The sequence below is a fragment of the Citricoccus parietis genome (assembly GCF_042433045.1).
GTDB classification, from domain to species: domain Bacteria; phylum Actinomycetota; class Actinomycetes; order Actinomycetales; family Micrococcaceae; genus Citricoccus; species Citricoccus parietis.
On sequence record NZ_JBHLWH010000028.1, the window covers coordinates 89,865 to 115,004 of the forward strand.

Annotated in this window: 21 protein-coding genes and 2 tRNA genes; 10 read left to right on the plus strand and 13 right to left on the minus strand. The window is 65.8% G+C overall.

All coding sequences use genetic code 11. The features are described from left to right. The first annotated feature begins 16 nt into the window (after window positions 1-16). Complete coding sequence (pknB, locus tag ACFFIO_RS10850; protein ID WP_378041728.1) at window positions 17-2,137, plus strand: Stk1 family PASTA domain-containing Ser/Thr kinase; 2,121 nt, start codon at window positions 17-19, stop codon at window positions 2,135-2,137. Window positions 2,138-2,181: 44 nt separating this feature from the next. Here pknB and ACFFIO_RS10855 read toward each other — a convergent pair whose 3' ends face one another. Further along, on the minus strand, window positions 2,182-2,874 hold the full coding sequence (locus ACFFIO_RS10855) for an anthranilate synthase component II (RefSeq protein WP_378041729.1): 693 nt from the start codon (window positions 2,872-2,874) through the stop codon (window positions 2,182-2,184). Between the two features lie 218 nt (window positions 2,875-3,092). Here ACFFIO_RS10855 and ACFFIO_RS10860 point away from each other — a divergent pair, with 218 nt between their 5' ends. Then, the gene (locus ACFFIO_RS10860) at window positions 3,093-3,389 is read left to right on the plus strand and encodes a cell division protein CrgA (protein WP_378041731.1); all 297 of its coding nucleotides are present in this window, start codon (window positions 3,093-3,095) and stop codon (window positions 3,387-3,389) included. Window positions 3,390-3,421: 32 nt separating this feature from the next. Here ACFFIO_RS10860 and ACFFIO_RS10865 read toward each other — a convergent pair whose 3' ends face one another. From ACFFIO_RS10865 to ACFFIO_RS10875, 3 genes are all read right to left on the minus strand, one after another. Continuing rightward, window positions 3,422-4,048: a DinB family protein gene (locus tag ACFFIO_RS10865; RefSeq protein WP_378041733.1), complete on the minus strand. Its 627-nt coding sequence runs from the start codon at window positions 4,046-4,048 to the stop codon at window positions 3,422-3,424. Window positions 4,049-4,441: 393 nt separating this feature from the next. After that, window positions 4,442-5,131 carry a rhomboid family intramembrane serine protease gene (locus ACFFIO_RS10870; RefSeq protein WP_378041734.1) on the minus strand — a complete coding sequence of 230 codons (690 nt, stop codon included), beginning with the start codon at window positions 5,129-5,131 and terminating at the stop codon, window positions 4,442-4,444. Between the two features lie 384 nt (window positions 5,132-5,515). Further along, on the minus strand, window positions 5,516-6,061 hold the full coding sequence (locus ACFFIO_RS10875) for a peptidylprolyl isomerase (protein WP_378041736.1): 546 nt from the start codon (window positions 6,059-6,061) through the stop codon (window positions 5,516-5,518). Window positions 6,062-6,260: 199 nt separating this feature from the next. On the opposite strand from ACFFIO_RS10875, the gene ACFFIO_RS10880 reads away from it, so the two are divergent. Beyond that, entirely contained in the window at window positions 6,261-7,139 is an 879-nt protein-coding gene (locus tag ACFFIO_RS10880; RefSeq protein ID WP_378041738.1) for a hypothetical protein, read from the plus strand. A 76-nt stretch (window positions 7,140-7,215) separates the two neighbouring features. Here the strand turns inward: ACFFIO_RS10880 and ACFFIO_RS10885 are convergent. The 9 genes from ACFFIO_RS10885 to dnaA all read right to left on the minus strand — a co-directional run bounded on the left by ACFFIO_RS10885 (window position 7,216) and on the right by dnaA (window position 18,871). Continuing rightward, a tRNA-Ala gene (locus tag ACFFIO_RS10885) sits at window positions 7,216-7,288 on the minus strand. A gap of 222 nt (window positions 7,289-7,510) precedes the next feature. Beyond that, window positions 7,511-7,584, minus strand: a tRNA-Ile gene (locus ACFFIO_RS10890). A gap of 171 nt (window positions 7,585-7,755) precedes the next feature. After that, on the minus strand, window positions 7,756-8,349 hold the full coding sequence (locus ACFFIO_RS10895; RefSeq protein ID WP_378041739.1) for a DUF3566 domain-containing protein: 594 nt from the start codon (window positions 8,347-8,349) through the stop codon (window positions 7,756-7,758). Beyond that, a complete protein-coding gene (gene gyrA, locus ACFFIO_RS10900; RefSeq protein WP_378041851.1) occupies window positions 8,349-11,018 on the minus strand; it encodes a DNA gyrase subunit A in 2,670 nt (889 codons plus the stop codon). The genes ACFFIO_RS10895 and gyrA overlap by 1 nt, the downstream gene beginning before the upstream one ends. Before the next feature lie 200 nt (window positions 11,019-11,218). Then, window positions 11,219-13,351: a DNA topoisomerase (ATP-hydrolyzing) subunit B gene (gyrB, locus tag ACFFIO_RS10905; protein ID WP_378041853.1), complete on the minus strand. Its 2,133-nt coding sequence runs from the start codon at window positions 13,349-13,351 to the stop codon at window positions 11,219-11,221. Window positions 13,352-13,751: 400 nt separating this feature from the next. Next, on the minus strand, window positions 13,752-14,333 hold the full coding sequence (locus ACFFIO_RS10910; RefSeq protein WP_378041741.1) for a DciA family protein: 582 nt from the start codon (window positions 14,331-14,333) through the stop codon (window positions 13,752-13,754). Continuing rightward, window positions 14,330-15,532, minus strand: a complete 1,203-nt coding sequence (gene recF, locus ACFFIO_RS10915; protein WP_378041744.1) for a DNA replication/repair protein RecF — start codon at window positions 15,530-15,532, stop codon at window positions 14,330-14,332. The genes ACFFIO_RS10910 and recF overlap by 4 nt, the downstream gene beginning before the upstream one ends. 38 nt (window positions 15,533-15,570) lie before the next feature. Next, on the minus strand, window positions 15,571-16,701 hold the full coding sequence (gene dnaN, locus ACFFIO_RS10920; RefSeq protein ID WP_378041746.1) for a DNA polymerase III subunit beta: 1,131 nt from the start codon (window positions 16,699-16,701) through the stop codon (window positions 15,571-15,573). Window positions 16,702-17,422: 721 nt separating this feature from the next. Then, window positions 17,423-18,871 (minus strand): chromosomal replication initiator protein DnaA, encoded by a 1,449-nt coding sequence (gene dnaA / locus ACFFIO_RS10925; protein ID WP_378041747.1) that lies wholly within the window; start codon window positions 18,869-18,871, stop codon window positions 17,423-17,425. A gap of 365 nt (window positions 18,872-19,236) precedes the next feature. Here dnaA and rpmH point away from each other — a divergent pair, with 365 nt between their 5' ends. The 7 genes from rpmH to ACFFIO_RS10960 all read left to right on the plus strand — a co-directional run bounded on the left by rpmH (window position 19,237) and on the right by ACFFIO_RS10960 (window position 23,663). After that, window positions 19,237-19,374, plus strand: coding sequence for a 50S ribosomal protein L34 (gene rpmH, locus ACFFIO_RS10930; protein WP_115932474.1), 138 nt, complete (start codon window positions 19,237-19,239; stop codon window positions 19,372-19,374). 38 nt (window positions 19,375-19,412) lie between these two features. Continuing rightward, entirely contained in the window at window positions 19,413-19,874 is a 462-nt protein-coding gene (gene rnpA / locus ACFFIO_RS10935; RefSeq protein WP_378041749.1) for a ribonuclease P protein component, read from the plus strand. Continuing rightward, the gene (gene yidD, locus ACFFIO_RS10940) at window positions 19,871-20,236 is read left to right on the plus strand and encodes a membrane protein insertion efficiency factor YidD (protein WP_378041751.1); all 366 of its coding nucleotides are present in this window, start codon (window positions 19,871-19,873) and stop codon (window positions 20,234-20,236) included. The genes rnpA and yidD overlap by 4 nt, the downstream gene beginning before the upstream one ends. Window positions 20,237-20,242: 6 nt before the next feature. After that, window positions 20,243-21,211: a membrane protein insertase YidC gene (gene yidC, locus ACFFIO_RS10945; RefSeq protein WP_378041752.1), complete on the plus strand. Its 969-nt coding sequence runs from the start codon at window positions 20,243-20,245 to the stop codon at window positions 21,209-21,211. A 2-nt stretch (window positions 21,212-21,213) separates the two neighbouring features. After that, on the plus strand, window positions 21,214-21,912 hold the full coding sequence (locus tag ACFFIO_RS10950) for a Jag family protein (protein WP_378041754.1): 699 nt from the start codon (window positions 21,214-21,216) through the stop codon (window positions 21,910-21,912). 64 nt (window positions 21,913-21,976) lie between these two features. Further along, entirely contained in the window at window positions 21,977-22,633 is a 657-nt protein-coding gene (gene rsmG, locus ACFFIO_RS10955; protein WP_378041854.1) for a 16S rRNA (guanine(527)-N(7))-methyltransferase RsmG, read from the plus strand. A 118-nt stretch (window positions 22,634-22,751) separates the two neighbouring features. Continuing rightward, window positions 22,752-23,663 carry a ParA family protein gene (locus tag ACFFIO_RS10960; RefSeq protein ID WP_378041756.1) on the plus strand — a complete coding sequence of 304 codons (912 nt, stop codon included), beginning with the start codon at window positions 22,752-22,754 and terminating at the stop codon, window positions 23,661-23,663. The last annotated feature ends 1,477 nt before the right edge of the window (window positions 23,664-25,140 follow it).

The window sequence follows — 25,140 nt, forward strand, 5'->3', positions numbered from 1 at the left end:
AACAGGACGAACGACAGTGCCACATCAACGCATCCTCAACGGCCGTTACGAGGTCGGTGACCTCATCGGCCGGGGTGGCATGGCCGATGTGTTCCAGGGTCGGGACCAGAAACTCGGCCGCAAGATCGCCATCAAGCTGATGCGCCCGGACCTGGCCCGCGATCCGCAGTTCCAGTCCCGGTTCCGCCGGGAGGCTCAGTCCTCCGCCGCGCTGAACCACCCGAACATCGTCTCGGTGTTCGACACGGGCGAGGAACGGTTCGAGGACGGCGCCTACCAGGGTGTCGCCTGCCCCTTCATGGTCATGGAGTTCGTGGACGGCCGCACGCTACGCGACCTGCTGCGCCATGACGAGATCACCGTGGACCAGGCCATCGAGTGGACCTCCGGGGTACTGGCTGCCCTGAACTACAGCCACGAGGAAGGCATCGTCCACCGGGACATCAAGCCGGCCAACATCATGGTCACCAAGTCCGGGGCCGTGAAGGTCATGGACTTCGGCATCGCCCGCGCCCTGTCCGATTCGGCCGCCACGATGACCCAGACCCAGGCCGTGGTGGGAACCGCCCAGTACCTGTCACCGGAGCAGGCCCGGGGCGAGTCCGTGGATTCACGGTCCGACCTGTACTCGGCCGGCTGCCTGCTGTTCGAGCTGTTGACCGGGCGCCCGCCGTTCGTGGGGGATTCCCCCGTGGCCGTGGCCTACCAGCATGTCCGGGAGGAACCTCCGGTTCCCTCCACGCTCAACCCGACCGTCTCGCCCGCCCTGGACGCAGTGGTCTCCCGCGCGCTCTCGAAGGACCGAGAGGATCGGTTTCAGTCCGGCCTGGAATTCCGTGCCAGCTTGTACCGGGCAGCTGAGCAGCCCGATGCCAGCTCTGCGCAGCACTCGTCCCGCCCGACTGCCGCTGGGGACCGATCCGGCGGCATTGCCGGTGCCGCCGCTGGAGCTGCCGCCGGTGCCGCCGCCGGGATGTATCCGGACGGCGCCACGGAGGCCATGACGGCCGTCTCTCCCCGGCCGGAGGGAGAGACCAGGGCGATGGCCGCCGTCGGGAATGAGTCCGGTGGCGAGCCCAGGACCGAGAGGTACACGGGCCTCTCGGGTGACCGGTACTCCGGTCAGCCGGCCGGAGGACTCTCGGCCCCGACCGCGGCCACGCCTCCCGCTCCCCCGGAAGACGCGGGCCACCCGCTGGACCTCGGCGAGGAGCCACGCCCGGGTACCCCGAAGAAGAAGCGCAAGGCGCACCGCGTCTGGGTGCCCATCCTCGTGGTCATCCTGGCCCTGGCCGCCGTGGCCGGTGGGTGGTTCCTGATGGAGGAACTGAACCGGCGCAATGTGGAGGCCAATCAGGTGACGGTCCCGTCCGTGGCCGAGATGACCCAGATCGAGGCCCAGAACGCGCTGACCTCCGCGGAACTGCGGCCCATCCTGGAAGAGGTGCATGATGACGAGATCCAGCGGGATCTGGCCGTCGGCACTGAACCCGACAGCGGAACCACCGTCCAGAAGAACCAGGAGATCACCCTCTTCATCTCCAAGGGCCCCGAACAGGTGGAGATCTCCGCGGACCTGGCTGGGCAGTCAGAGGCCACGGCGCGGGACACCCTTGAGGGTGTGGGTCTGTCCATCTCCTCGGTCCGCTATGTCCCCTCGGCGGACGTCCCGCGGGACCGACTGGTCGGCACCTCCCCGGAACTCGGAGCCACCGTGAAGTCGGGCTCTTCCGTGGAGCTGCAGATGTCCTCCGGCGACGTCGGGGTGCCCAACCTCGTCGGCCTGACCCAGGAGGAGGCTCGAGCGGCCCTCCAGGAGTTGGGCCTGCAGATGACCGTCTCCGAGGTGGAACGCGAAGCGCCGGTGGAACCGGGCACTGTGGTCGGCCAGGAACAGCCCGAGGGAACCGAGGTGCCCCAGGACTCGTCCGTCACGGTCGAGGTGGCGAAGGCCCCCGAGGAGTCGTCTGCCTCGCCGTCTCCGTCAAGTGAGTCGCCCAGCGGGTCCCCGAGTCCGAGCGACTCCGCAACCGGCTCACCCAGCGAGTCGCCCAGCCCGTCGGAATCGTCTGCCGGGGCCTCCGGGTCTCGGCCCACCGGACCGGGCAACAATCGAGGCCACGGGCATAGCGGCTGAGCGGCTGAGCGACAGGCTCGCCGGATGCAACAGCGGCGGGAATGTCAGTCCATCACCGGTGAGAGCGTATCGGCCCGGGCGGCGGCACCTGCCATGCCAAGGTACTCGAGCCAGTTGCCCAGCATCCGGTAGCCGCCCTCGGTCAGCACAGACTCCGGGTGGAACTGCACGCCCCACAGCGGAGCGCTGCGGTGGGCCACACCCATGACGATCCCGCCGTCCGTCTCCGCGGTGATCTCCAGTTCCTCCGGGACGGTGGCGCGCACGGCCGCCAGGGAATGGTAGCGGGTAGCGGTGAACGGGTCAGGGACGCCGGCGAACATCGGGTGTCCCCCGTGGAGGACCCGGGAGGTCTTGCCATGCATGAGTTCCTCGGCGTGCGTCACGGTGGCCCCGTGGGCCTCGGAGATCGCCTGATGGCCCAGGCAGACCCCGTAGAGGGGCTTGCCCTGCGCGGCGGCCCACCGGACCATGTCCGTACTGATCCCGGCGTCAGCGGGGGTCCCGGGGCCGGGGGACAACAGGATCCCGTCCCGTTCTGCCGCGAGCTCGGTGGCCTCATCAAGGCTCACGGCATCATTGCGGACCACGAGGGTGTCTGCCCCCAGTTCCCGCAGATACCCCACCAGTGTGTAGACGAAGCTGTCATAGTTGTCGACCACGAGGATCCGGGCGGAGGATCCGACCCCGGAGACGGCGGCGTGGTCCGAGTCGGTGGATGCGGTCGGGGAGGTCATGAGCAGAGGTCCCATCGTGTGTCGGGCGGGCAGGGCAGCGGAGGCGGGTCGGGAGGTTCTCGGCGCAACGGGGCGAGCCCCCGGGTGGACCCACGGGTGGACCCAGGTCCTCCACCAGTTCGCCGCTAGACTGGGCCGAGTACTTCATCTGAAGCAGACTACGCCGTGACCGCTTCCGGTGCGGCGACGTGACCGAACCATCGTGGACAGGAATCGAAGTGCCCGAGTCGAAGTCCCGCAAGACCGGCCAGATCGGCCAGAAGAGCAAGACTGCTGCGCAGGCCGAGCGAGGCCAGCGCCGGGCCGATCGCCGCGCGGAGAAGCCCGAGCCGGGCCCGCTGCCCACCTGGTACAAGGCCATCATGTTCGGTCTGATGATCGTCGGCCTGCTGTGGATCGTCGTCTACTACCTGACCATGGGCGTGGCACCCATTCCACAGGCCGGTGGCTGGAACATCGGCATCGGCTTCGGCATCGCCTGCGTGGGCTTCCTCATGACCACGCGTTGGCGCTAGACGCTTCCCATCCGTACGATCACACGTCGGCGCTAGACGTTCCTGTCCGCGCGATAGAGGTCCCTCAGTAGACACATCTCGGCCCCGTGGTGGATGGCCTCGCGGTTGATGTGTAGGACCAGCTCCAGCATGGAGTGCTCCTTCCACGGCCCTTCGGCCTCTCCCGCGGCTGCGCTGAGTGCATCCGCATCGAGCGTGTCCACCGCCTCACACCAGGCCGCCACAGCGGCGTCGAGCCTCTCATAGGCCTCCCGTGCCGTACCCGGGTAGTCATAGGTGAAGTAGTCCATCTCCGGACCGCCGAAGTGCCCCGCCATCCGTGTCCCGAACACGCCCACGAGCACGTGGGCCATCCTCCACGCGATCGTCGTCACCGGTGCGGGTTCCGGCTCGGGAAAGGCGAAGTCGATCACCCAGTCGCCACTACCGGCCTGCACGGCGCCCGGATAGTCCGGTGGAGCGGCGCCCCGTGGACGCAGACCCCACGCCCCGCGTGCCGGTTCCCAGTGGTACTCCTCGTCGCTCATCCCCGCCAGACGGGCGGACAGATGGTGGTCCCAATGCCAGCGCAATTGCTGTGCCAGCTGTTCGAGCGGCAGGCCGACAGGCCTGTGGTTATCTTTTGACGGGCCTGTGGATTCAGCGGCTTCCTCGGTCATGATCCGATGTTCCCGCCTCCTTCGCAATTGTGGAAGACCTGCCGGAGAGGATCAACAAAACGCCCGAGTTTTCCACAGTTGCCAGATTCTCTGCAATTGCGTCTCTGACATGGTGGTTTACTATCCACAGAGCTATCCACAGTGTGAACAACATGCCTGTGATTCATCCACACTGTGGATAACGCCTGTGGATAACTTGGGCGTCGAATCACAACCATGTCATTCCATCCACATCAGTGGATAACTCTGTGGATAAACAAGAGACCCGTGGCGGATCGATCCTCACGGATCGAACCTCCACGGGTCCGTGCTGCCGCACCGCCTCAGCGTGACTCGGAGGGCGTCAACCGGTGCGAGTCAGAGGCCCGGCGTCAGCGACCAGGCATGGCCTGCTCACGTGTCCAGCCAGTACTCGACCAGCGTGGCGTCCGTGAGCCGCAGGATGCCCACGACCGTCAGGGCCGCCAGCACCACGAGGATCCCCGCCAGGAGGAGCCACTGGACGGTGACCGCCCGCTGGTCCAATCGCGCCGGAAACCCTGGCCCGCGATGACCACGGGGCAGATAGGCCACCACCGCGGCGCAGGCGGCCCCGGTGACCAGGCCGCCGACGTGGCCCTGCCAGGAGATGTTGGCCCCCGGGAGGAAGGAGATCACCAGGTTCACACCGATCAGGGCGGCGATCCCGGTGACGTTCCCCCCGGTCCTGCGCATCACGATGAACAGGGCCGCGAAGAGTCCGTACACGGCGCCGGAGGCGCCCACCACCGGGACGTAGGGGTTGGAGAGCAACAGCACCGCCACGGAGCCGCCGAAGGCGGACAGGAGGTAGAGCGCGAGGAACCGAGGCCATCCGAGAACGGGTTCCAGCATCCGTCCCATGAGCCACAGGGTGTACAGGTTGAGCACGATGTGCAGCGGGTTGCCCAGCGAGTGCAGGAAGGCCGAGGTCAGCATGCGCCACGGCTCCATGGCCTGTGAAGAGGTGTGCAATCCGGCGTAGAAGAACTGCTCGGTGATCCCGATGCGCTGGCCCGAGGTGACCCACTGCAGGGCGTACATGGCCACACAGAGCCCGATCATGGTCCAGGTGACCCACGGTTGCCCGGACCGGCGGCGCACGACTGTCTGCCCGGGACGGCCCCTGCCCGTGCCCGTCGGAAGGATCAGCCGGCCCTCGCCGTAGGGTGGCCTCGCCCCCTCGGCCGGTCCGGAGAGCGGAACCCCCCACGGATCGGTGGACGGCTGTCCGGGGCCGGCACTGCCTATTCCGTCCGGGCCCCGGCCAGCGGCACAGTCAACACAGTGGATGCCGACGGCGGCCGGACGCTGGCATTCCGGGCACGCGGGACGTCCGCAGCGTTGGCAGTGGATGAACGAAGGGCGGTCCGGGTGGCGGGGGCAGACCGGCAGTTGCCGGCCCGCCCCTCCGTCCGGACCGCCCGCGGTCTGGTGGGACAAGGAGACTCAGGCTTCCTTGATCTCGATGGACTCGATCGAGACGCCCTCGAGCGGCTTGTCACGACCATCGGTGGCCACGGCGTTCAGGGTGTCGACGACCTTCTGGGAGGCCTCGTCCCTCACCTCACCGAAGATGGTGTGCTTGCCCTGCAACCAGGTGGTCGGCACGGTGGTGATGAAGAACTGGGAGCCGTTGGTCCCGCGTCCGTTCTGGATGCCTGCGTTGGCCATGGCCAACTTGTAGGGGGCGTTGAAGTCCAGGTCCGGGCTGATCTCGTCGTCGAACTGGTAGCCGGGGCCGCCGAAACCCTGGCCGAGCGGGTCTCCGCCCTGGATCATGAAGTCCTTGATGATGCGGTGGAAGACGGTCCCGTTGTACAGCGGGGTGCCGTTGTGGGTCTCCCCGGTCTGCGGGTGGGTCCACTCCCGCTCGCCGGTGGACAGCCCGACGAAGTTCTGGACGGTCTTCGGGGCGTGGTTGCCGTAGAGCTCGACGAGGATGTCGCCGGCGGTGGTCTTGATGGTGGCGGTGTGCGTTGCAATGGCAGTCATGGTCGCCATTGTTCCATCACCGCGCCGGTCAGAGCCCGCCGCGGCTCAACGGTGGTGACAACTTCGCCCACAGCCGAATCCCCGCGCTCCGGGCTCACCGTGCCGTGGCGGCCCGGACCCCGTAGGCTATCTCCAGGACCGGCGGACCGGTGGGTTGCCGGCACACCACAGTGCACAACCGCACGTCATGGAGGTTCAGATGAGCAAGAAGACGACTGTCCCGAGCATCGAAGACCGGATCAACTCCGGCGTGGACCATGCGGCACATTGGGCTGCCCCGAAGGTGGAGGCCGCATTGGCCTGGGCCGAACGGGGCCTCGGTGAGGGCAAGGTCCAGGGCAAGGCCGCCGGGGAGAGGACCTCCCAGCAGGTGTCCGAGGCCGTGGAGAAGCTCAGCCCGCAGGTCAGGGCCGGCCTGGCTCAGGCGAGCTCGGTGCTGTCTGGGGCCGTTGACAGGGTCTCCCCGCAGGTCCAGGCCCAGCTCGACCGGCTGGCCCCGGCCTTCGAGGGGGCTCGAAGCAAGGTGGAGGGCGAGTACGTCCCCGCCGCGTCGGCACGCCTCGCCACGGTGGCCGGCCAGGCCTCGAAGGCGGCTCACGGCGTCAAGGTCTCCCCAGCTGTCGAGAAGGCCCTGGTGAACATCACCGGTGACAAGAAGACCGTGAAGAAATTGAAGAAGGCCGCCGAGGAGTACGCCACGGCGGCGGAGAAGCAGCTGAAGAAGCAGGCCAAGAAGCAGCACAAGGGCGGCAAGGGCTGGCTCGTGACCGGCATCGTGGTGGCCGCTGGCGTCGCGGCGATCGCCGTCTGGCAGTTGACCAAGCCGGTCGAGGATCCGTGGAAGACCCCGGCCCCCTCACCGCTGCCGAAGCAGGACGCCCCGTCCGCCCCGGCATCGGCCGGTGCCGATCCGGACCTGGCCACCAAGGCTCCCTCCGTTCCGGGGCCGACTCCCGCCACCAGCTCCGCTGCAGCCACCCCGGCTCCCAGCGTCGCCGCGGGCACCGCCACCGTGGACTCCGTGGATGCCCCCGAGGAGAAGGTCGAGGGGATTCCCGCCCCGAAGTCCGCAGAGTGATGCTGACCCGGCGCCCGGCTGCCGGTTGAAACAGAAGGGCCCGGGACACCACTGGTGTCCCGGGCCCTTCTCTCGGTGGAGGCAAGGGGACTCGAACCCCTAACCCCCTGCTTGCAAAGCAGGTGCGCTACCAATTGCGCCATGCCCCCGAGGGGTGTTCAGTTATGTGCGTCCGGTTGATTCTCACGCGGATCTCCGGGGCTGTCCAGTGAATCTGTGGCGGAACTCCAGACCTGCTTGCCACGTTCGTTCTCCCGCCAGAAGCGGATTCCGAGCACTGCGGCCACGCCAGCTGCCAGGGCAGCCAGTCGAACTACCGGCTTCATGGTGCCGCCTTCCCCGGCCTACGGCCGGATGGGGGACTGCGTGGGTGGGCGTACCAAGACTTGAACTTGGGACCTCTTCGTTATCAGCGAAGCGCTCTAACCGCCTGAGCTATACGCCCTCACGTTTCGAAAGACCGAACCAAATCGTGTCTCCGGAACGAGAGTCAACATTACCCCAGCAGGGCTGACCGTCAAAATCGATGAATGATCCGGTCGAGCCTCTCGCTGTGCGGGCAGAGATCAGAGGTGCTTAACCCTCATCTCTGCCCGCGCAGCGAACGCTGTGGTGTTCAGTCATCGGTCAGGGTGACCCCGATCCCGCCGACGAGGGTCGCGGAGATGTTGTACAGGACGGCGGCGAGCATGCTCAAGGCCGTCAGCAGCACCACATTGACCACCGCGATGATCGTCGCGAAGGAGGCGACCTGGCCCAGCGAGATCAGCTGCTGCACCGTGAACGATCCTCCCTCTGAGCCCAGGACCTGGGCCAACAGGTCGTTGACCTGGTCGAAGATGCCGGTCAGGTCCATGACGGTCCACAGCACCACGGCTCCGACAACGGTGACGATGCCCAAAGCCACCGACAGCAGGAAGGCCATCTTCAGCACTGACCACGGATCGACCTTGGAGACGAGCAGCCGGGCTTTGCGGACCTTGGCCTTGGGCGCCGGACGCACCAAGCCCTGGGCGGCGGGTCGCTGCGCGGGGCGCTTCTGTCCGGATCCCGAGGACCCTGCGGGACGGGCATTCTGCGGACGCTGGCCGGGCTGACGGGAACCTTGCGCCGAGGGTCGCTGCTGCGTCCCGCGAGGTGCGGCTCCCCTGTCCGACGAACCGCCGGCCGGGCGTTGGCCTGCAGGCCGGGGCGTTCCGGATGTGCTCACTACTGTCCTCCGTCAATCTCCGCGTCCGGGTCAGGATCGACCGCTGCGGATTCGGTGGCTGTCACGGTCGTGTCGGTCCCCTCCGCACTGGCGGGGGCGGCCGTCTCAGAGTCCAAGGGTACTTCACCCTCGGTAACATCCCCTGCGACCTCGCCCTCGGGATCCTCGTCCGTCACACCGTTGAGCTGCTTCTCGTTGTTGAGTGTGACGGCGATGATCCGATCGTTCTTGTCCGGCTTGGCGAAGATGACGCCCATGGTGTTGCGGCCCTTGGCCGGAACACCGGTGACGGCGGAGCGGACCACCTTGCCGGAGTTCATCACCACGAGCACCTCGTCCTGTTCCTCCACCACGAGGCCGCCGGTCAACTCTCCGCGATCCTCGACGATGTTGCCGACCTTGATGCCCAGTCCACCGCGATTCTGCACGCGGTACTCGTCCACCGTGGAACGCTTGGCGTAGCCGCCGTCCGTGACGATGAACACGAAGGCGTCCTCGCGGACCACGTCTGCGGTGAGGAGCTCGTCCCCCTGACGGAACTTCATGCCGGTGACGCCGGAGGTGGCGCGGCCCATGGGACGCAGTGCCTCGTTGGTGGCGTTGAAGCGCAGCGACTGGCCGTTCTTGGAGATCAGGATCAGGTCATCCTCCTCCGAGACCAGCTTGGCCGAGACGACCTCGTCGTCATCGCGCAGCTTGATGGCGATGACGCCGGCAGTGCGGTTGGTGTCGTAGTCCGCCAACAGGGTCTTCTTGACCAGGCCCTGCCGGGTGGCGAGCACCAGGTAGGGCGCCCGTCCGTAGTCGGCGAGCGGCAGTGCCTGGGCAATCCGCTCCTCGGGCTGGAAGGCCATCAGGTTGGCCACGTGCTGGCCCTTGGCATCCCGCCCCGCTTCCTGCAGCTCGTAGGTCTTGATGCGGTAGACCCGGCCCAGATTGGTGAAGAACAGGATCCAATGGTGCGTGGACGTGGTGAAGAAGTGCTCCACCACATCGTCGTTGCGCAGGGAGGCACCACGCACGCCCTTGCCGCCACGGTTCTGCGCCCGGTAGTTGTCGATCCGCGTGCGCTTGATGTAGCCGCCGCGGGTGATGGTGACCACCATCTCCTCTTCGGGGATCAGATCCTCGATCGACATGTCGCCGTCATAGCCGTACATGATCTCCGTGCGGCGGTCGTCACCGTACTTCGCCACGATTTCCGCCAACTCGGTGGAGACCACCTCGCGCTGGCGCTCCGGGGAGGCCAGGATCGCGTTGTACTCGGCGATCTTCGCCTGCAACTCGTCGTACTCGTCCTGGATCCCCTGGCGTTCCAGTGCGGCCAGCTGCCGCAGCTGCATGTTGAGGATGGCCTTGGCCTGGACATCGTCGATGTCCAGGAGCGAGATCAGGGCGTCCCGGGCCGCATCCGCGTTGGCGGAGGCCCGGATGGTGGCGATGACCTCGTCCAGCATGTCCAGGGCCTTGAGCAGCCCCAGCAGGATGTGGGCACGTTCCTCGGCCTTGCGCTTGCGGAACTCCGTGCGCCGGACGATCACCTCGATCTGGTGCATCACCCAGTGGTGCACGAATCCGTCCAGGGACAGGGTCCGTGGGACACCGTCCACGAGGGCCAGCATGTTGGCGGAGAAGTTCTCCTGCAGCTGGGTGTGCTTGTAGAGGTTGTTGAGCACCACCTTGGCCACGGCATCCCGCTTGAGGACGATCACCAGGCGCTGACCCGTGCGGCCGGAGGTCTCGTCGCGCATGTCCGCGATCCCCGAGAGCTTGCCGTCGCGGACCATCTCGGCGATCTTGGCGGCCAGGTTGTCCGGGTTGGCCATGTACGGCAGCTCGGTGACCACCAGGCAGGTCCGGCCCTGGATCTCCTCGACGTTGACCACGGCCCGCATGGCGATGGAGCCGCGGCCGGTGCGGTACGCGTCCTCGATGCCCTTGCGGCCGAGGATCTGCGCGCCGGAGGGGAAGTCCGGCCCCTTGATACGCTGCATCAGGGCGGCCAGGAGCTCCTCGCGGGAGGCCTCGGGGTTCTCCAGGTACCACTGCACGCCGTCCACGACCTCGCGGAGGTTGTGCGGCGGGATATTGGTGGCCATGCCCACGGCGATGCCGGAGGAGCCGTTGACCAGCAGGTTCGGGAACCGGGCCGGCATGACGGTCGGCTCCTGCTGCTTGCCGTCGTAGTTGTCCTGGAAGTCGACCGTGTCTTCCTGGATGTCCCGGACCATCTCCATGGCCAGCGGCGCCATCTTGGTCTCGGTGTAACGCTGGGCGGCGGCGCCGTCGTTGCCGGGGGATCCGAAGTTGCCCTGGCCGAGGGCCAGCGGGTAGCGCATGACCCAGTCCTGGATGAGACGGACCAGGGCGTCGTAGATCGCCGAGTCGCCGTGCGGGTGATAATTGCCCATCACCTCGCCGACCACGCGGGCGGACTTGTTGAACGAGCGATCCGGACGGTAGCCGCCGTCGAACATGCCGTACAGCACCCGGCGGTGCACGGGCTTCAGCCCGTCCCGCACGTCCGGCAGTGCGCGGCCCACGATGACCGCCATGGCGTAGTCCAGGTAGGACCGCTTCATCTCGGTCTGCAGGTCGACCTGCTCGACCTTGTCGTGCTCGGTCAGTGCCGGGGCGATGATCGGGGCCTCTCCCTCGCCAGCCGGCAGGCCGGCGTCGGGGTTCCCGGTGTTGTCCGGGTTCACGTTCTCGTTCTCAGGGTTCTGCTCGTCAGTCACGCGCGGTGTCCTCGGGTCTCGAAGTGTGGGGGGCCGGCACCACGGCCCGGGCGCCGATCACTCGGTGCTGCCGGGCCGTGGCCGTTTCCGGCCGGGGTGGGTAGCGAAGGGGATCAGAAGCCTCAGAAGGCTCAGATGTCCAAGAAGCGGACGTCCTTGGCGTTCTGCTGGATGAAGGAACGGCGTGATTCGACGTCCTCTCCCATCAGCATGGAGAAGATCTCGTCCGCCGCGGCCGCGTCGTCCATGGTGACCTGCAGCAGGGTGCGGTGCTCCGGGTCCATGGTGGTGTCCCACAGCTCCTTGAAGTCCATCTCACCCAGGCCCTTGTAGCGCTGGATGCCGTTGTCCTTCGGGTAGCGCCAGCCCCTGGCGAGACCCGCGGCCACCGCTTGGTCCCGCTCCTCGTCGGAGAAGACGTAGTCGTGCGGCGCGTTGGACCACTTGACCCGGTACAGCGGGGGTTGCGCCAGGAACACGAATCCGTGCTCGATCAGCGGCCGCATGTAGCGGAACAGCACCGTCAGCAGCAGCGTGGTGATGTGCTGGCCGTCCACATCGGCATCCGCCATCAGCACGATCTTGTGGTACCGCAGCTTCGTGATGTCGAATTCCTCACCGATACCGGTACCGAAGGCGGTGATCATCGACTGGATCTCGGCATTGGACAGCGCACGGTCCAGGCGGGCCCGCTCCACGTTCAGGATCTTGCCACGGAGTGGGAGGATGGCCTGGGTGCCGGGGTTGCGGCCCTGTTTGGCCGAGCCGCCGGCGGAGTCACCCTCCACGATGTAGACCTCGCACTCGACGGGGTTCTTCGAGGAGCAGTCGGCGAGCTTGCCGGGCATGCCGAAGGACTCCAGCGGGGACTTGCGGCGGGCATTGTCCCTGGCCTTGCGGGCGGCCATCCGCGCCTGGGAGGCCAGCTGGGCCTTGCGGATGATGTCCTTGGCCGGGCCGGGGTTGCGCTCCAGCCAGTCACCGAGCTGGTCGGAGACGATCTTCTGGATGAAGCCCTTGGCCTCGGAGTTGCCGAGCTTGGTCTTGGTCTGGCCCTCGAACTGCGGTTCGGAGAGCTTGATGGACAGCACGGCGGTCAGTCCCTCGCGGACGTCATCACCCGAGAGGTTCTCGTCCTTGGCCCTCAGGATCTCCTTCTCCCGCGCATAGCGGTTGACCAGGGAGGTCAGGGCCGCACGGAACCCCTCTTCGTGGCTGCCGCCCTCGTGCGTGTTGATGGTGTTGGCGTAGGTGTGCACGGACTCGGAGTAGGCCGTGGTCCACTGCATGGCCACCTCGGCGGCCATCTTGCGTTCGGTGTCCTCTGTCTCGAAGGCGATGACGTCCTCGTGGACCATCTCGACCTTCTTGTTCGAGTTCAGGTGCTGGACGTAGTCCAGCAGCCCGTTGTCGTACTTGTAGTCGACCATCCGCTTCTTCGCGCTGGCCAGGTCCTCGCCGATGGTGTCCGGCTGGGCTTCGTTCTCGGTCTGGCGGTCCGCTTCGGTGCCCGGGACGCCGTCGCCGTCGGTGTCCCCGGCGATCTCGTCCTGCTGAATCTCGTTCGTCTCGATCAACCGCTCATCCGTGAGGGTGATGCGCAGACCCTTGTTGAGGAACGCCATCTGCTGGAAACGCGCGCGCAGGGTCTCGAAGTCGAAATCGACCGTGTCGAAGATCTCGGGATCCGGGTAGAACGTCTGGGTGGTGCCCGTCTCGTCCGTCTCCCCGGCCTTGACGAGTTCGCCTTGCGGCACACCGCCATCGGCGAAGCTCATCTTCCAGAGGTTTCCCTGGCGGCGGATCTCGGTGTCCACGCGGGTGGACAGCGCGTTCACCACGGAGATGCCCACTCCGTGCAGACCACCGGAGACCGCGTAGCCGCCGCCGCCGAACTTGCCACCGGCGTGCAGGATCGTCATGACGACCTCCACAGTGGGCCTGCCCTCGGTGGGGTGCATGTCCACCGGGATGCCGCGGCCGTTATCCTCCACGCGCACGCCGCCGTCCGCCTGGAGGGTCACGTGGATGGTGTCGCAGTACCCGGCCAACGCCTCGTCCACCGAGTTGTCCACGACCTCGGACACCAAGTGGTGCAGACCTCGCGGGCCCGTGGAACCGATGTACATGCCGGGGCGTTTGCGGACGGCCTCCAACCCCTCGAGGACCGTGATGTCACCGGCGCCGTATTCGTGCTCCACCTTGCGGGTCGCCTCGGTGATCTGCGTCGACGGGGTGGATGCCTCCGGGACCGCCGCGTCGATCTCCGCCGGGGCGGCGGTCTCGACGGTGGGATCCTGCGGGGCGCCGCTCTGATCTGTGCCGTTGTTCTCTTCGGCCACGGGCGTCTACGGCTCCTCTGTTGGGGTACTGGGTTTCACATCGCATGTACCAAGGGGTTCTGGCGCTGGGGCGCACGGAAGATGTCCCTTTCGGCACGATTCCGTCTCATTCTACCCCCGACACGCCGATTCGTGCGTCTTCAGAGGGGTGTTCCGGGGATAAAACATGGCCTCTACGGAACAGAATCGGCGATTCCGACCACTCGGGGTACCCCCTCCCGGTCCCGATCCGCCCAACGGGGTTCCAGTTCGCCAAATCGCCGTTGGCGGGTTCTCCAGCGCATGCCGCGACCTCTGGAACCTGCGCCAGCACCAGATCCGATCAACCGTAGGTGTCCCGGGGGCCGCGCCCCTTGACCACCCGTGGGCCTTTGCGCCACGAGGGAGCAGCTGGGCCCGCCACCCGCAGGCTCGTCACGATCCCGGGACCCAGTTCCACCTCGAACCGCTGGAGCAGGGCCGGTGTCAGCAGCTTGAGCTGGGTGGCCCATGCGGTGGAATCGCAGCGGACGGTCACCACGGCGTTCTCGAAGCTCTCGGGCCGGCAGTGCAGCCCGATGTCTGCGCCGACCAGTTCGTCCCATCGGGACAGGACGGATCCCACGGCCACGGGCGAGGACCAACCGCGTTCGGTGACCAGCCGGCCGAAGACATCGCCCACCATCCTCGGGTCCCGGGCATCCGGACCCCGACGCCGGCCCGGTGCCGGCCCGCTCCCGGCCCCCGATGCCTCGGTGGCCCCGCGGCCTTTGGCTGCCGGGCGCCGACGTCGGACCTCACCCCGGGACTCCGCGGCCTGGCGCACTCGGTTGAGGGCCACGATCGCCGCATCAGGATCATCCTCGATCCCGTCCGGGGAGGTTTCCCGCTCCGGTGGGGGCACCGGCTCGTCAGGGCCGCTCACGGGGCGTCCTCCGGCTCGGGTGCGGCGGCCGATCCGGAGGATTCAGCCTGGTGGACCACGCTCCCGTCGTCCCCCAGAGTGACGTTGATCCTCGGCCCGGACAGCTCGTCCGGGATGTCTGCGGCGACGGCGGCCGTGACCAGCAGCTGCTCCGCGTCGGAGGCCAACTCAGCGAGCCGGCTGCGGCGGGCGGCATCGAGTTCGGCGAAGACATCGTCGAGGATGAGCACGGGCCGGGCATGAGGATCCGGATCGTCGGCCACCAGGATGCGGTAGCTGGCCAGCTTGAGCGACAATGCCATGGACCAGGTCTCGCCATGGGAGGCGAACCCCTTCACCGGGGCCGGGCCGAGGGTCAGGGCCAGATCGTCCCGGTGCGGGCCGGCCAGGGTGACGCCGCGGTCCCGTTCCTGCCGGTGACGGGACTCGAGTTCTGCGAGCAGTGCCTCGTGGAGCTCCTGTTCGTCCGGGATCTTCTGATGTTGGCCGCCCGCCAGCGGGACAGTGGATTCATAGCTGAACCCTGCGGTCTTCACACTGGCGGCCAGGGCGGTGTAGGACTCGGTGAGGGGGTGGGCGAGCATCTGCAGCACATGGAGCCGGCCGTTGAGGACCCGGGCACCGGCACGGGCGAGATGTTCGTCCCACACCCCGAGGGTGTGCGTGTGTTCCTCAGTCCATCGTCCGGAGTGCTTGGCGTTCTTCAGCAGCGCGTTGCGTTGCTTCAGCACCCGGTCGTAATCGCTGCGGGCATCCCCGAGGGCCGGGCGCAGCTGAACCACGAGGTCATCCAGGAACCGACGCCGAACGGACGGGTCGCCGTTGATCAGGGCCAGATCCTCCGGAGCGAACAGCACCGACCGGAGCAGTCCGAGGCCCTCGCGAGCCCGTTGTGGGGCGCCCCGGTTGACGGCGGCCCGGTTGGATTTCCCGGGATTGATCTCCAGTTCGAGGGAGATGGCCCGGTCTCCTCGGTGGATGCGCCCGCGGATGATCGCCTGCGAGGCACCGAAGTGCACCAAGGGGGAGTCGGTGGACACGCGGTGGGAGACCTGCGTGGCCAGGTAACCCACCGCCTCGACGATATTCGTCTTTCCGACCCCGTTGGATCCGACCAGCACATTGGGACCTGGCACCAGGGAGACATCGGCCTGGTGGTAGGAGCGGTACTGAGTGAGGGAGAGGTGGGAGAGAAACACGTTTCGCTGTCGGTGACCTGACTGGGCTGGCAGTCGGGTCAGTTGGCCAGGCGAACCGGCATGACCAGGTACCGGTAGTCGTCCTGTTCGGGTGAGTCCTGTTCCTGCTGGGCGGTCATCAGGGCCGGCTTCGGGGCCGTGGTGAAGGAGAAGCGCACGTACGGGGCGTTGATGACGTTGAGTCCCTCGCCCAGGTAGGACGGGTTGAACGCCACGGTGATCTCGTCGCCGTCGAGGACCGAGTCCAGGGATTCGTTCGCCGAGGCGTCGTCGCCGGCACCGGCGTCCAGGGTGACGTGGCCGTCATTGAACATCATGCGCACGGCGGTATTGCGTTCGGCGACGAGGGCCACCCGCCGGACGGCTTCGACCAGCGGACCGGTCGGGACCACGGCGTGGATAGGGCTGGACTCCGGGAAGAGTGCCCGGATCTTCGGGTACTCCCCGTCCACCAGCAGGCTCGTGGTGCGTCGTCCTCCGGAGGCGAAGCCCACCAGGTCCGAGGTGGATGACTCCTTGGGCAACCGCAGCTGCAGATCCCCGCCGCCAGCCAATGATTTGGCGACTTCCGTGAGGGTCTTGGCCTTGACCAACAGGGACGTCGAGATCGAGGGATCGGCAGGAGACCAGTTGAGTTCCTTCATGGCCAGCCGGTACCGGTCTGTGGCGAGGAAGGTGATGCGGTCGCCCTCGATCTCAAGCTTCACGGCGGTGAGGATGGGCAGGGTGTCGTCCTTGGAAGCCGCCACGGTCACCTGGGCGACGGCGTGTGCGAAGGCGTCCCCGTCCACTGTGCCAGCCGACTCAGGCATCTCCGGAAGGGCCGGATACTCCTCGACGGGCATGGTGGCCAGGGAGAAGCGCGAGTTCCGGCAGGTCAGGACCACCTTGGAGCCATCGGTTTCCAGGGTGACAGGCGCTGCCGGAAGAGACCGGACGATGTCGTTGAGCAGCCGGCCGGAGACCAGGATCTTGCCGGGTGCCTCGATGTCTGCCTCGATCTCGAGCTGCGCTGAGGTCTCGTAGTCGAAGCTGGCGATGGAGACCAGGTTGTCCTCGGCGGTGATCAGCAGCCCGGACAGCACCGGTACCGGCGGGCGAGGGGACAGGGAACGTGCGGTCCAGGAGACGGCGTCCGTCAGGATGTCTCGCTCAACGGTGAACTTCACAGAAGTTTCCGCCTTTCTCGTAGACGGCAGGTGATGGTGGTCTTCCTCCAGATACCCCCGCCGGGCATCTTTTGAATCACACGTCTGACCCGTGTGCTGTGTCAGCTTACCGTGACTCGCCGAGGGCGCGAATGTTGGCATTTGAGCCTCGGATGTGGTTGGGCGATGTGTCTCGGGGATGAGGACCGTCCTCGAAGCGTCCCACGTTTCGACGGATTCGTCAGATCCGGCGAGCGGCGTTCGGCAGGCAGGAGTGGATGTTCTTGGGATTCATTCTTAACAGGGATTAGTAGTGTTAATAAGTCCTGTGGATACTGTGGATAACCCGATCCGTCGGTATGGTTCCGGCGTTCTTCCTGTGGACCCTGCGGTGGACTTCTCTCGTCTGCCCTGTGCACCGTTGGTGCATAACTTTCATGCGTGGATCTGCGAATTCACAGGGAAGCGTGTAGTTATCCAGAGACTCGCCCGAACACTCCACTTAAGCATCCACAGGTTTGTCCACAGCTGTGGGTTGTGCTCGGCGAGGGCCTCTCCAGACCTGTGGATATCTGTGGACGACTGTGGATAAGACAAGGTCTCGAGCGCTCGATCCGGGGTTCTGCCTGTGGAACGACCTTGTCGTTAAGGATCAAGGTTGCCTCTGGATGAGGGAGGGCTCGGGCTGGGGCCGGCCGAGACCTGGAGATTCGGGAGGGTCCGGCCGCAACGACCACAGTGGTCAGCGGGCGCGCTGCTGCTGCTTGATCCGGTTCGTCAGCTCGGTGACCTGGTTGTAGATCGTCCGGCGTTCAGCCATCAGCTCTCGGATCTTGCGGTCAGCGTGGATCACCGTGGTGTGGTCCCGTCCACCGAGCTCCTGGCCGATCTTCGGCAGGGACATCTCTGTCAGCTCACGCAGGAGGTACATGGCGATCTGCCGAGCCGTGACGAGGGTCCTGGTCCGTGACTTGGAGGTCAGCTCCTCCATGGTCAGGTTGAAGTACGCGGCCGTCTCGTTGAGGATCGTCGGCGCGGTGATCTCGTGTGCGTCCTCATGGGTGATGAGATCACGCAGCACCTGCTCTGCCAGTTGGATCCCGACCGGCTGCTTGTTCAGCGAGGCGAAGGCGGTGACGCGAATGAGGGCGCCCTCCAACTCGCGGATGTTGGTGGAGATGTTGGAGCCGATGTACTCGAGGACCTCGGGCGGGGCCGTCAGTCCCTCGGCTTCTGCCTTCTTCCGGAGGATGGCGATGCGCGTCTCCAGGTCCGGCGGCTGGATGTCCGTGATCAGACCCCACTCGAAGCGGGAACGCAGGCGCTCCTCGAAGCCGGACAGTTGCTTCGGCGGCAGATCGGAGGTGATCACGACCTGCTTATTGTTGTTGTAGAGGGTGTTGAACGTGTGAAAGAACTCCTCGACGGTGGCTTCCTTGTCCGCCAGGAACTGGATGTCGTCGATGAGGAGGATGTCCACATTGCGGTACACCTGTTTGAAGCTCGCTCCCTCGTCGTGGCGGATCGAGTTGATGAAGTCGTTGGTGAACTCCTCGGAGTTCACGTACCGGACGCGCAGCCCCGGGTACAGGTGACGGGCATAGTGACCGATCGCGTGCAGCAGGTGCGTCTTCCCCAGCCCGGACTCGCCGTAGATGAACAGCGGGTTGTAGGCCTTCGCGGGCGCCTCGGCAACGGCGTTTGCGGCGGCATGGGCGAAACGGTTCGAGGAACCGATGACGAAGGTCTCGAAGTGGTACCGCGGGTTCAGCCGGCTGGTCTCATCCGAGGTCGACGGCGGCGCTGGCGCCGGCGCAGCTGAGCGGACCGGGGCATGGGGGGACGGCGCCGAACGGGTGTGCTGGACCTCGCGGACCGGCGGCACCGCGGCGGTCGGGAGCTGGTAGTCGTCGCTCGACTGGGCCATCAGGGTCGAGTCAATCGAATAGGCACACAGGATCTCGGTCCGGAACACGTTCCCGAGCGCTTCGGCGAGGGAGTCCTTGAGCTGGGACTGCAGGACCTCACGGGTCAGTTCGTTCGGAACAGCGAGCAACAGGGTCGTACCGATCAGCCCCTGGGGCTGTGCGAGGCCGACATGACCGAGTTGGCGGGGTGAGACGCGGTCGTCTTCCTCAAGGGTGCGGACCACCTTGCGCCACGAGCTGCTGACAGCCTCATCTGCAACCATGGGGGCTGGGGTCCTTCCGTCGGCGTCGAACCGAGTCTAACGGCAATCCACAGAGTTATTCACAGGCAGTGGATAACTCCGGCGAGGGTACAGGTCCGGTGCCCACGTGGCCACCGGAGAGGGTAATTTGACGCTGATAGCCCACCGTCCCTAAACTTGATTGGTCCCCGCGGGGTTGTTTAGCCGTGCTCTGAACCGACTGGAATGATCCGGATCGACCTCAGGACGCAGTCAACCAGCGGACACCCGAAGGCCCAGGCCTGTGGATCGGTGTCCTCAGCGGGGAAGTCCTAGTCAGAGCGTCTACCGGTTCTTCCCCCAGGTACAACGGGTCCGGGCGCATACACACGTTGTGGAGATATCAAGTGAGCAAGCGGACTTTTCAGCCGAATAACCGCCGCCGGGCCAAGAAGCACGGTTTCCGCGCCCGGATGCGTACCCGCGCCGGCCGCGCCATCCTGGCAACCCGCCGTACCAAGGGCCGCACGGAACTGTCCGCCTGATCCGGCCTGAGGCCGATCAGCAGAGCGGACGACACGGCGTGCTGCCCCGCGAGAAACGGGTACGCACCCCCGCGGATTTTTCCCAGACACTGCGTTCCGGCGCCCGGACAGGGCGCCGGAACGTTGTCGTGTCCGCACACCTCCTCGATCCCACGCTCCCCAGCGAGGCCGATAGCTCGGCCGGACCGGTGCGCGTGGGTTTCGTCGTCTCCAAGGCCGTCGGCAACGCGGTGGTGCGCAATCGCGTCAAGCGCCGGCTTCGGGCCGCCGTGGCCGATCAGCTCAACGGACCACTGGCGCGGCATCCAGGTGCGACGGTCGTGGTCCGTGCCCTGCCGGCGTCGGGAACGGCCGATTGGGACGAGCTCAAGAAGGACCTGGACTCGGCCTTGGCGGGTGCTCTGCGGAAGGAAACCGGCCGGCGTCGTCCCGGCGGTCCCGTGCCTCACGGGCGGTCCGCATCACAGGATCAGGGCCCGGGGACGGAGATGGACGCATGATCACGCAGTCCCCGTTCACCACCCGGCCCGGCGCTGCCGAGTGGAGCTGGCCTCGCGCCCTGCCGTCCACCCTGCTGGCCTGGCTGCTGATGGCCTACCGCGCGGTGATCTCGCCGCTCTACGGCCAGGTCTGCCGCTACTTTCCCTCGTGCTCGGCCTATGCGCTCGAGGCGGTCCACGTCCACGGGGCCGTGAAGGGCTCGTGGCTCTCGGCACGCCGTCTCGGCAGCTGCCACCCCTGGTCGAAAGGCGGTGTCGATGCGGTCCCACCCGGCCGAAGGATTTGGCCACCGGGCCGCCGACCCAAGATCATTGACCTAAACCATCCCGTCATCCCCCCGGATCCTCCGGCGGAACAGTAGGAGATCATGGACTTCTTCCAAATCATTCTCTGGCCCTTCAAGTGGGTGATGTCCTGGATCCTCGGTGCCTTCCACACGGTCCTGGAACTGGTCGGCATGGACCCGGACAGCGGGTTCACCTGGACCCTGTCGATCATCCTGCTCGTGGTGCTCGTGCGGACCCTGCTGATTCCGCTGTTCGTCAAGCAGATCAAATCGCAGCGCGCCATGCAGGCGCTCCAGCCGGACATCAAGAAGCTCCAGGCCAAGTACAAGGGCAAGACGGACCAGTTGTCCCGTCAGGCCATGGCCATGGAACAGCAGGCCCTGTTCAAGGAACACGGCACCAGCCCCTTCGCGGCCTGCCTGCCGATGCTCGTGCAGATGCCCTTCTTCTTCGCCCTGTTCCAGATCCTGACCGGAGCCGGAGCCGCCGCCGAGCGAGGTGAGGGTGAGGCCGCGCTGACTGCGGACCAGATCCGTTCCTTCGGAGACGCGATCTTCCTCGGCGCCCCCATGCAGTCCACGTTCCTGGGGTCCCTGGGCGAGAACCTCAACGTGGCCGTCATCATGGTCTCCGTGGTCATGATCATCCTCATGTCCGGCTCGCAGTTCTTCATGCAGAAGATGCTGATGAGCAAGAACATGTCCGAAGCTGCCATGACCGGGCCCTTCGCCCAGTCGCAGAAGTTCATGCTCTACATCCTTCCGTTGGTGTTCGGCATCGGTGGCATCAACTTCCCGATCGGCGTGCTCATCTACTGGACCGCCACGAACTTCTGGGCCGTGGCCCAGCAGATGTGGATCATCCGCAACAACCCGACCCCGGGCTCCCTGGCGGAGCAGGAATTGAACGAACGCCGCGCGGTCAAGGGCCTTCCCCCCGTCGGCAAGGCTGCCCAGGAGGCGGCTGCCAAGGCGGAGATCGAGGCGGCCAAGCCGCAGCAGACCGGTCAGCGCCAGCAGCCCAAGCGCAAGACCAAGAAGAGGAGATGACCATGAGTGACGCGTCCAGCACGCCGTCCGGTGAGGCCGCGGAGTCGGCCGAGACCGCGGACCAAGCCATCGGGCAGTCCACTGATCAGGCCACCGTGACACCCACCGGCTCGACGACACCCGCAGACCTCTCTGCAGCCGAGGCCGTGTCCGGAGAGCAAGAGTCCGCAGAGGCCGGCCAGGGCGCTGTCGCGTCGCCGGATGCGTCCGAGGACTCCTCCGCCCCGTCCGCCAGCCGCCTCGAGGAGGAGGGGGACATCGCTGCCGACTACGTCGAGGAACTGCTGGACATCTCTGACCTCGACGGTGACATCGACATCGAGATCCGCAATGGCCGCACCTACGTCTCTGTGATCGCGGAAGAGGGAGACGACCGTCTGCGCGGCCTCGTGGGCAAGGACGGCAAGGGCCTGGAGGCCCTGCAGGAGCTGGTGCGCCTGGCCGTGCTGTCAGCCACCGGCAACCGCTCCCGGCTCGTCCTGGACGTCGCAGGGCACCGCACCGAACGTGCACAGGAGTTGGAGCAGCTCGCCCAAGAGGCCATCGTCAAGGTCCGGGAGACCGGAGAGCCGCTGCACCTGAGGCCGATGGGCGCCTACGAACGCAAGATCGTTCACGACGTCATCGCTGAGGGTGGTCTCGTGAGCGAATCGGAGGGCGAGGGCCCGCGCCGGCATGTGGTGGTCTCCGCCGGTGTCTGATCAGCCCCAACCAGAGAACAACCAGACCTCTCCGCAGCCCACTCGGGATGCTGAGAAGCCCCCGATCGAGGCCCAGGACCCACCAGAACTGACCGGTGGCCTGTTGACCGCAGCTGAGGAACTCTTCGGCGACCGGATCGATCTCGCCGTTCGTTTCGTGGAACACCTGTCCTCCACCGGGATCGAGTGGGGGCTGCTGGGTCCGCGCGAGGTACCGCGGCTGTGGGAACGACACGTCTTGAATTGCGCCGTGGTCGGTGATCTGCTGCCGGAAGGCGCCCTGGTGGCCGACGTCGGCTCGGGCGCCGGATTGCCGGGCCTCGCCCTCGCGTTGGCCCGGCCAGATTGCCAGTTCATCCTCATCGAACCGCTGGAACGGCGGGTGGCCTGGTTGGACATGGTGGTCGATGATCTTGGATTGGACAACGTCGACGTGGTCCGGGCCCGGTCGGAACAGGTGGTGGGCAACGTGGTCGTGGACATCGTGACCGCCCGCGCCGTGTCTGCCCTCAAGACCTTGATTCCGTTGACCCTTCCACTGCTGCAGGGGTCCGGACAACTGTTGGCCATCAAGGGTCGGAGTGCGGCCGACGAGGTCAAGTCGGCGGCCAAGGTCCTGAAGAAGCACAAGGGGTCCACCCCGGTCATTGAGATCGTGGGCGAGGATCTGCTGGCTGAACCCACCACGGTGGTACGGGTGCGTGTGGGCTCCTCACGCTGACCAGTAGGCTGGAGTGGCTGGATGCCACGGCCGAAGGTTTGTTTCGCCGTCTATCAACCTCGGGAGGTTGTTCTCATTGACCAATGAGTCGGAAGTTTCACGGGAAACCGTCAGCATCGTGGACTCGTCCGTGGCGGATGACATCGAGACGCCCTTGGCCCGTGAGCTGGCCCAGGAGAACCGTCGACGGGACAAGCTGAAGGGCCGGAAACTGCCCACGCCGAGTGAGACGCGCATTGTCACCGTGTCCAACCAGAAGGGCGGTGTCGGCAAGACCACGACGACGGTCAACCTCTCGGCGGCCCTGGCGCGCGCGGGCATGCAGGTCCTGGTCGTAGACATCGATCCCCAGGGGAATGCCTCCACCGCGCTGGCCATCCCCCACAACTCGGACGTGGACAGTGTCTACGACGTCCTCATCGACGAACTGCCCATGGCCGATGTGGTCAAGCCCTGTCCTGATGTGGATGGGCTGGTGGTGGCTCCGGCAACGATCGACCTGGCAGGAGCAGAGATCGAGCTGGTCTCCCTGGTGGCCCGTGAACAACGCCTGTCTCGTGCGCTGAACGAGTACTTCACCTACCGGGAGAAGCAGGGTCTCCCGCGGATCGACTATGTCTTCATCGATTGTCCTCCGAGCCTCGGTCTCCTCACCGTCAACGCCTTCGTGGCCGCGAGCGAAGTCCTCATCCCGATTCAGACGGAGTACTACGCACTTGAGGGTCTCTCGCAGCTGCTGAACAACATCCAGATGATCCAGAAGCACCTGAATTCGTCGCTCAAGGTGTCCACGATCATCTTGACCATGTACGACGGACGCACCAACTTGGCGACCCAGGTGGCTGACGAGGTGCGTGAGCATTTCCCGGCCGAGGTGCTCAAGACCGTGATCCCCCGCAACGTTCGCATCTCCGAGGCTCCGAGCTTCCAGCAGACGGTGCTCACCTATGATCCGCAGTCCACCGGTGCCCTGTCCTACCGGGAGGCTGCGGTGGAGATAGCTGATCGGGGTCACGCAGCCGGCATCTGACGTGGCGATGCAGATGTGCACTGTTGTCTGAATCAATCACTTCTGGCTGATACCTGCTATTCCTTCTGAGGCCGCTACCGCTGTAGAGGCTGAATTCTAGGGCCGGCCCTTGCGCAGTGCATCGCGCTGGAGCAGTTGCCTGACGTGGCGCCGGGAAAAGGTTGGAATAGGTGCGCCCCTTTCATCGAGGAAGCGCCTCGTCTTGGAGGCTCTGTCCAGAACGGCCGCATCTATGCTGTTTCACGTGAAACTAGGTAATGTCAACGTGCGATAGCCAGCGTCGTTGGGCTGAGGAGCACTGAATCTCGACCGCAGCGCCCACTTTGCATCTCCCCACAGCTGGCGTCTGGCTTCGAACTACCGCCGGTGGTTGGCATGATTTGCACCTTGAGCGCACCGCGCCTGTCGATGCGACTCGACTCGCATACCGTGGGTGGCGTCGGCGGGATAGCACCGCGTTCAGTGGGAAAACCCTGGCGGTCGGAGGCGTGCCGTTTCACGTGAAACAGCCACGTCGACCAAGGGCTGGGGGGGCTAGCCCCTCCCAAGTTGCTTCCAAAGGCAATGATGGTGCATTCACTGAGGAGATGACGTGCAGCTCAGCGGTGCTGGTCCGGCAGCTCGGCTTCACGCGACGGGGTCACGGGAGAATTGCGGATAGTGCCGCCCATGGACCGACTCATTGGTGGGGGTCCTGATCGCTGGGTTACTGCAGCGCGGTGATCTTCCATCACACCGAGACTGGATTCTGGTTGGTAGGCCGTCTTGAGGGAAGCGCGTCTTGACCGTCGGTTGTGATGAGCACTCCACATCGCGCTTCTTGTTCCACGTGAAACGTACTCATCCTTGACCTGAGTTGAGCTCGTCGGATCTGTTCAGGGCGGCTGGGAGCCGATAGGTATGAAACGGTCTCTTGCGTGTAGACAGTGCCGCGCGTCGGACGATTGCCGTTTCTAAATTGCCGTCCCCTCACGATTCTGCGACGTCTGGCGCGTTCTGATCGGACCAAGGTCAGCCTGGAGACGCGCGCGTGTATTGGCTCTCAGGGACGGCAGGGATGCTGGAAGCCGCCAATGGCGTAGGGGTTTCACGTGAAACGGGTAGGACCCCTAGATGCCCATGAGGCGGAGTGTTTCACGTGGAACATGAACGGACGTGAGCTCTTGATCCGACTGACGACGTTTTACGTGAAACGCGCCATTTCGACCGTTCGACAGAACCATCCCACCATCCCGTGAGCAGTGAGCCGGTCCGTGCTGGGGAACTCATCACGCGACCTGCTCCATCAACTCGTCCGGCCATCCACCTTGTGGTCCCGGATCGACCTCCCCAGGGCACGCGCTTTTCCTGAATGAGCCGACGTCCACACAGGTTGCCCTCGTTGCGGGGTGGGGCGGCCGGCATCGGAGGATCGTGCCTCTGTACTTCTACGAGCCTTCCCCATGACTCCTGTTTCCTGTGGAAGGCCTCGGCATAT

Coding starts and splice junctions, on each gene's coding strand:
- ACFFIO_RS10875 (WP_378041736.1), bottom strand. CDS start 6,061: ATGACTGCCATTGCAACGCACACCGCCACCATCAAGACCACCGCCGGC.
- ACFFIO_RS10855 (WP_378041729.1), bottom strand. CDS start 2,874: ATGACCTCCCCGACCGCATCCACCGACTCGGACCACGCCGCCGTCTCC.
- ACFFIO_RS10950 (WP_378041754.1), top strand. CDS start 21,214: ATGAGTGACGCGTCCAGCACGCCGTCCGGTGAGGCCGCGGAGTCGGCC.
- dnaA (WP_378041747.1), bottom strand. CDS start 18,871: ATGGTTGCAGATGAGGCTGTCAGCAGCTCGTGGCGCAAGGTGGTCCGC.
- ACFFIO_RS10880 (WP_378041738.1), top strand. CDS start 6,261: ATGAGCAAGAAGACGACTGTCCCGAGCATCGAAGACCGGATCAACTCC.
- yidC (WP_378041752.1), top strand. CDS start 20,243: ATGGACTTCTTCCAAATCATTCTCTGGCCCTTCAAGTGGGTGATGTCC.
- yidD (WP_378041751.1), top strand. CDS start 19,871: ATGATCACGCAGTCCCCGTTCACCACCCGGCCCGGCGCTGCCGAGTGG.
- ACFFIO_RS10870 (WP_378041734.1), bottom strand. CDS start 5,131: ATGATCGGGCTCTGTGTGGCCATGTACGCCCTGCAGTGGGTCACCTCG.
- ACFFIO_RS10865 (WP_378041733.1), bottom strand. CDS start 4,048: ATGACCGAGGAAGCCGCTGAATCCACAGGCCCGTCAAAAGATAACCAC.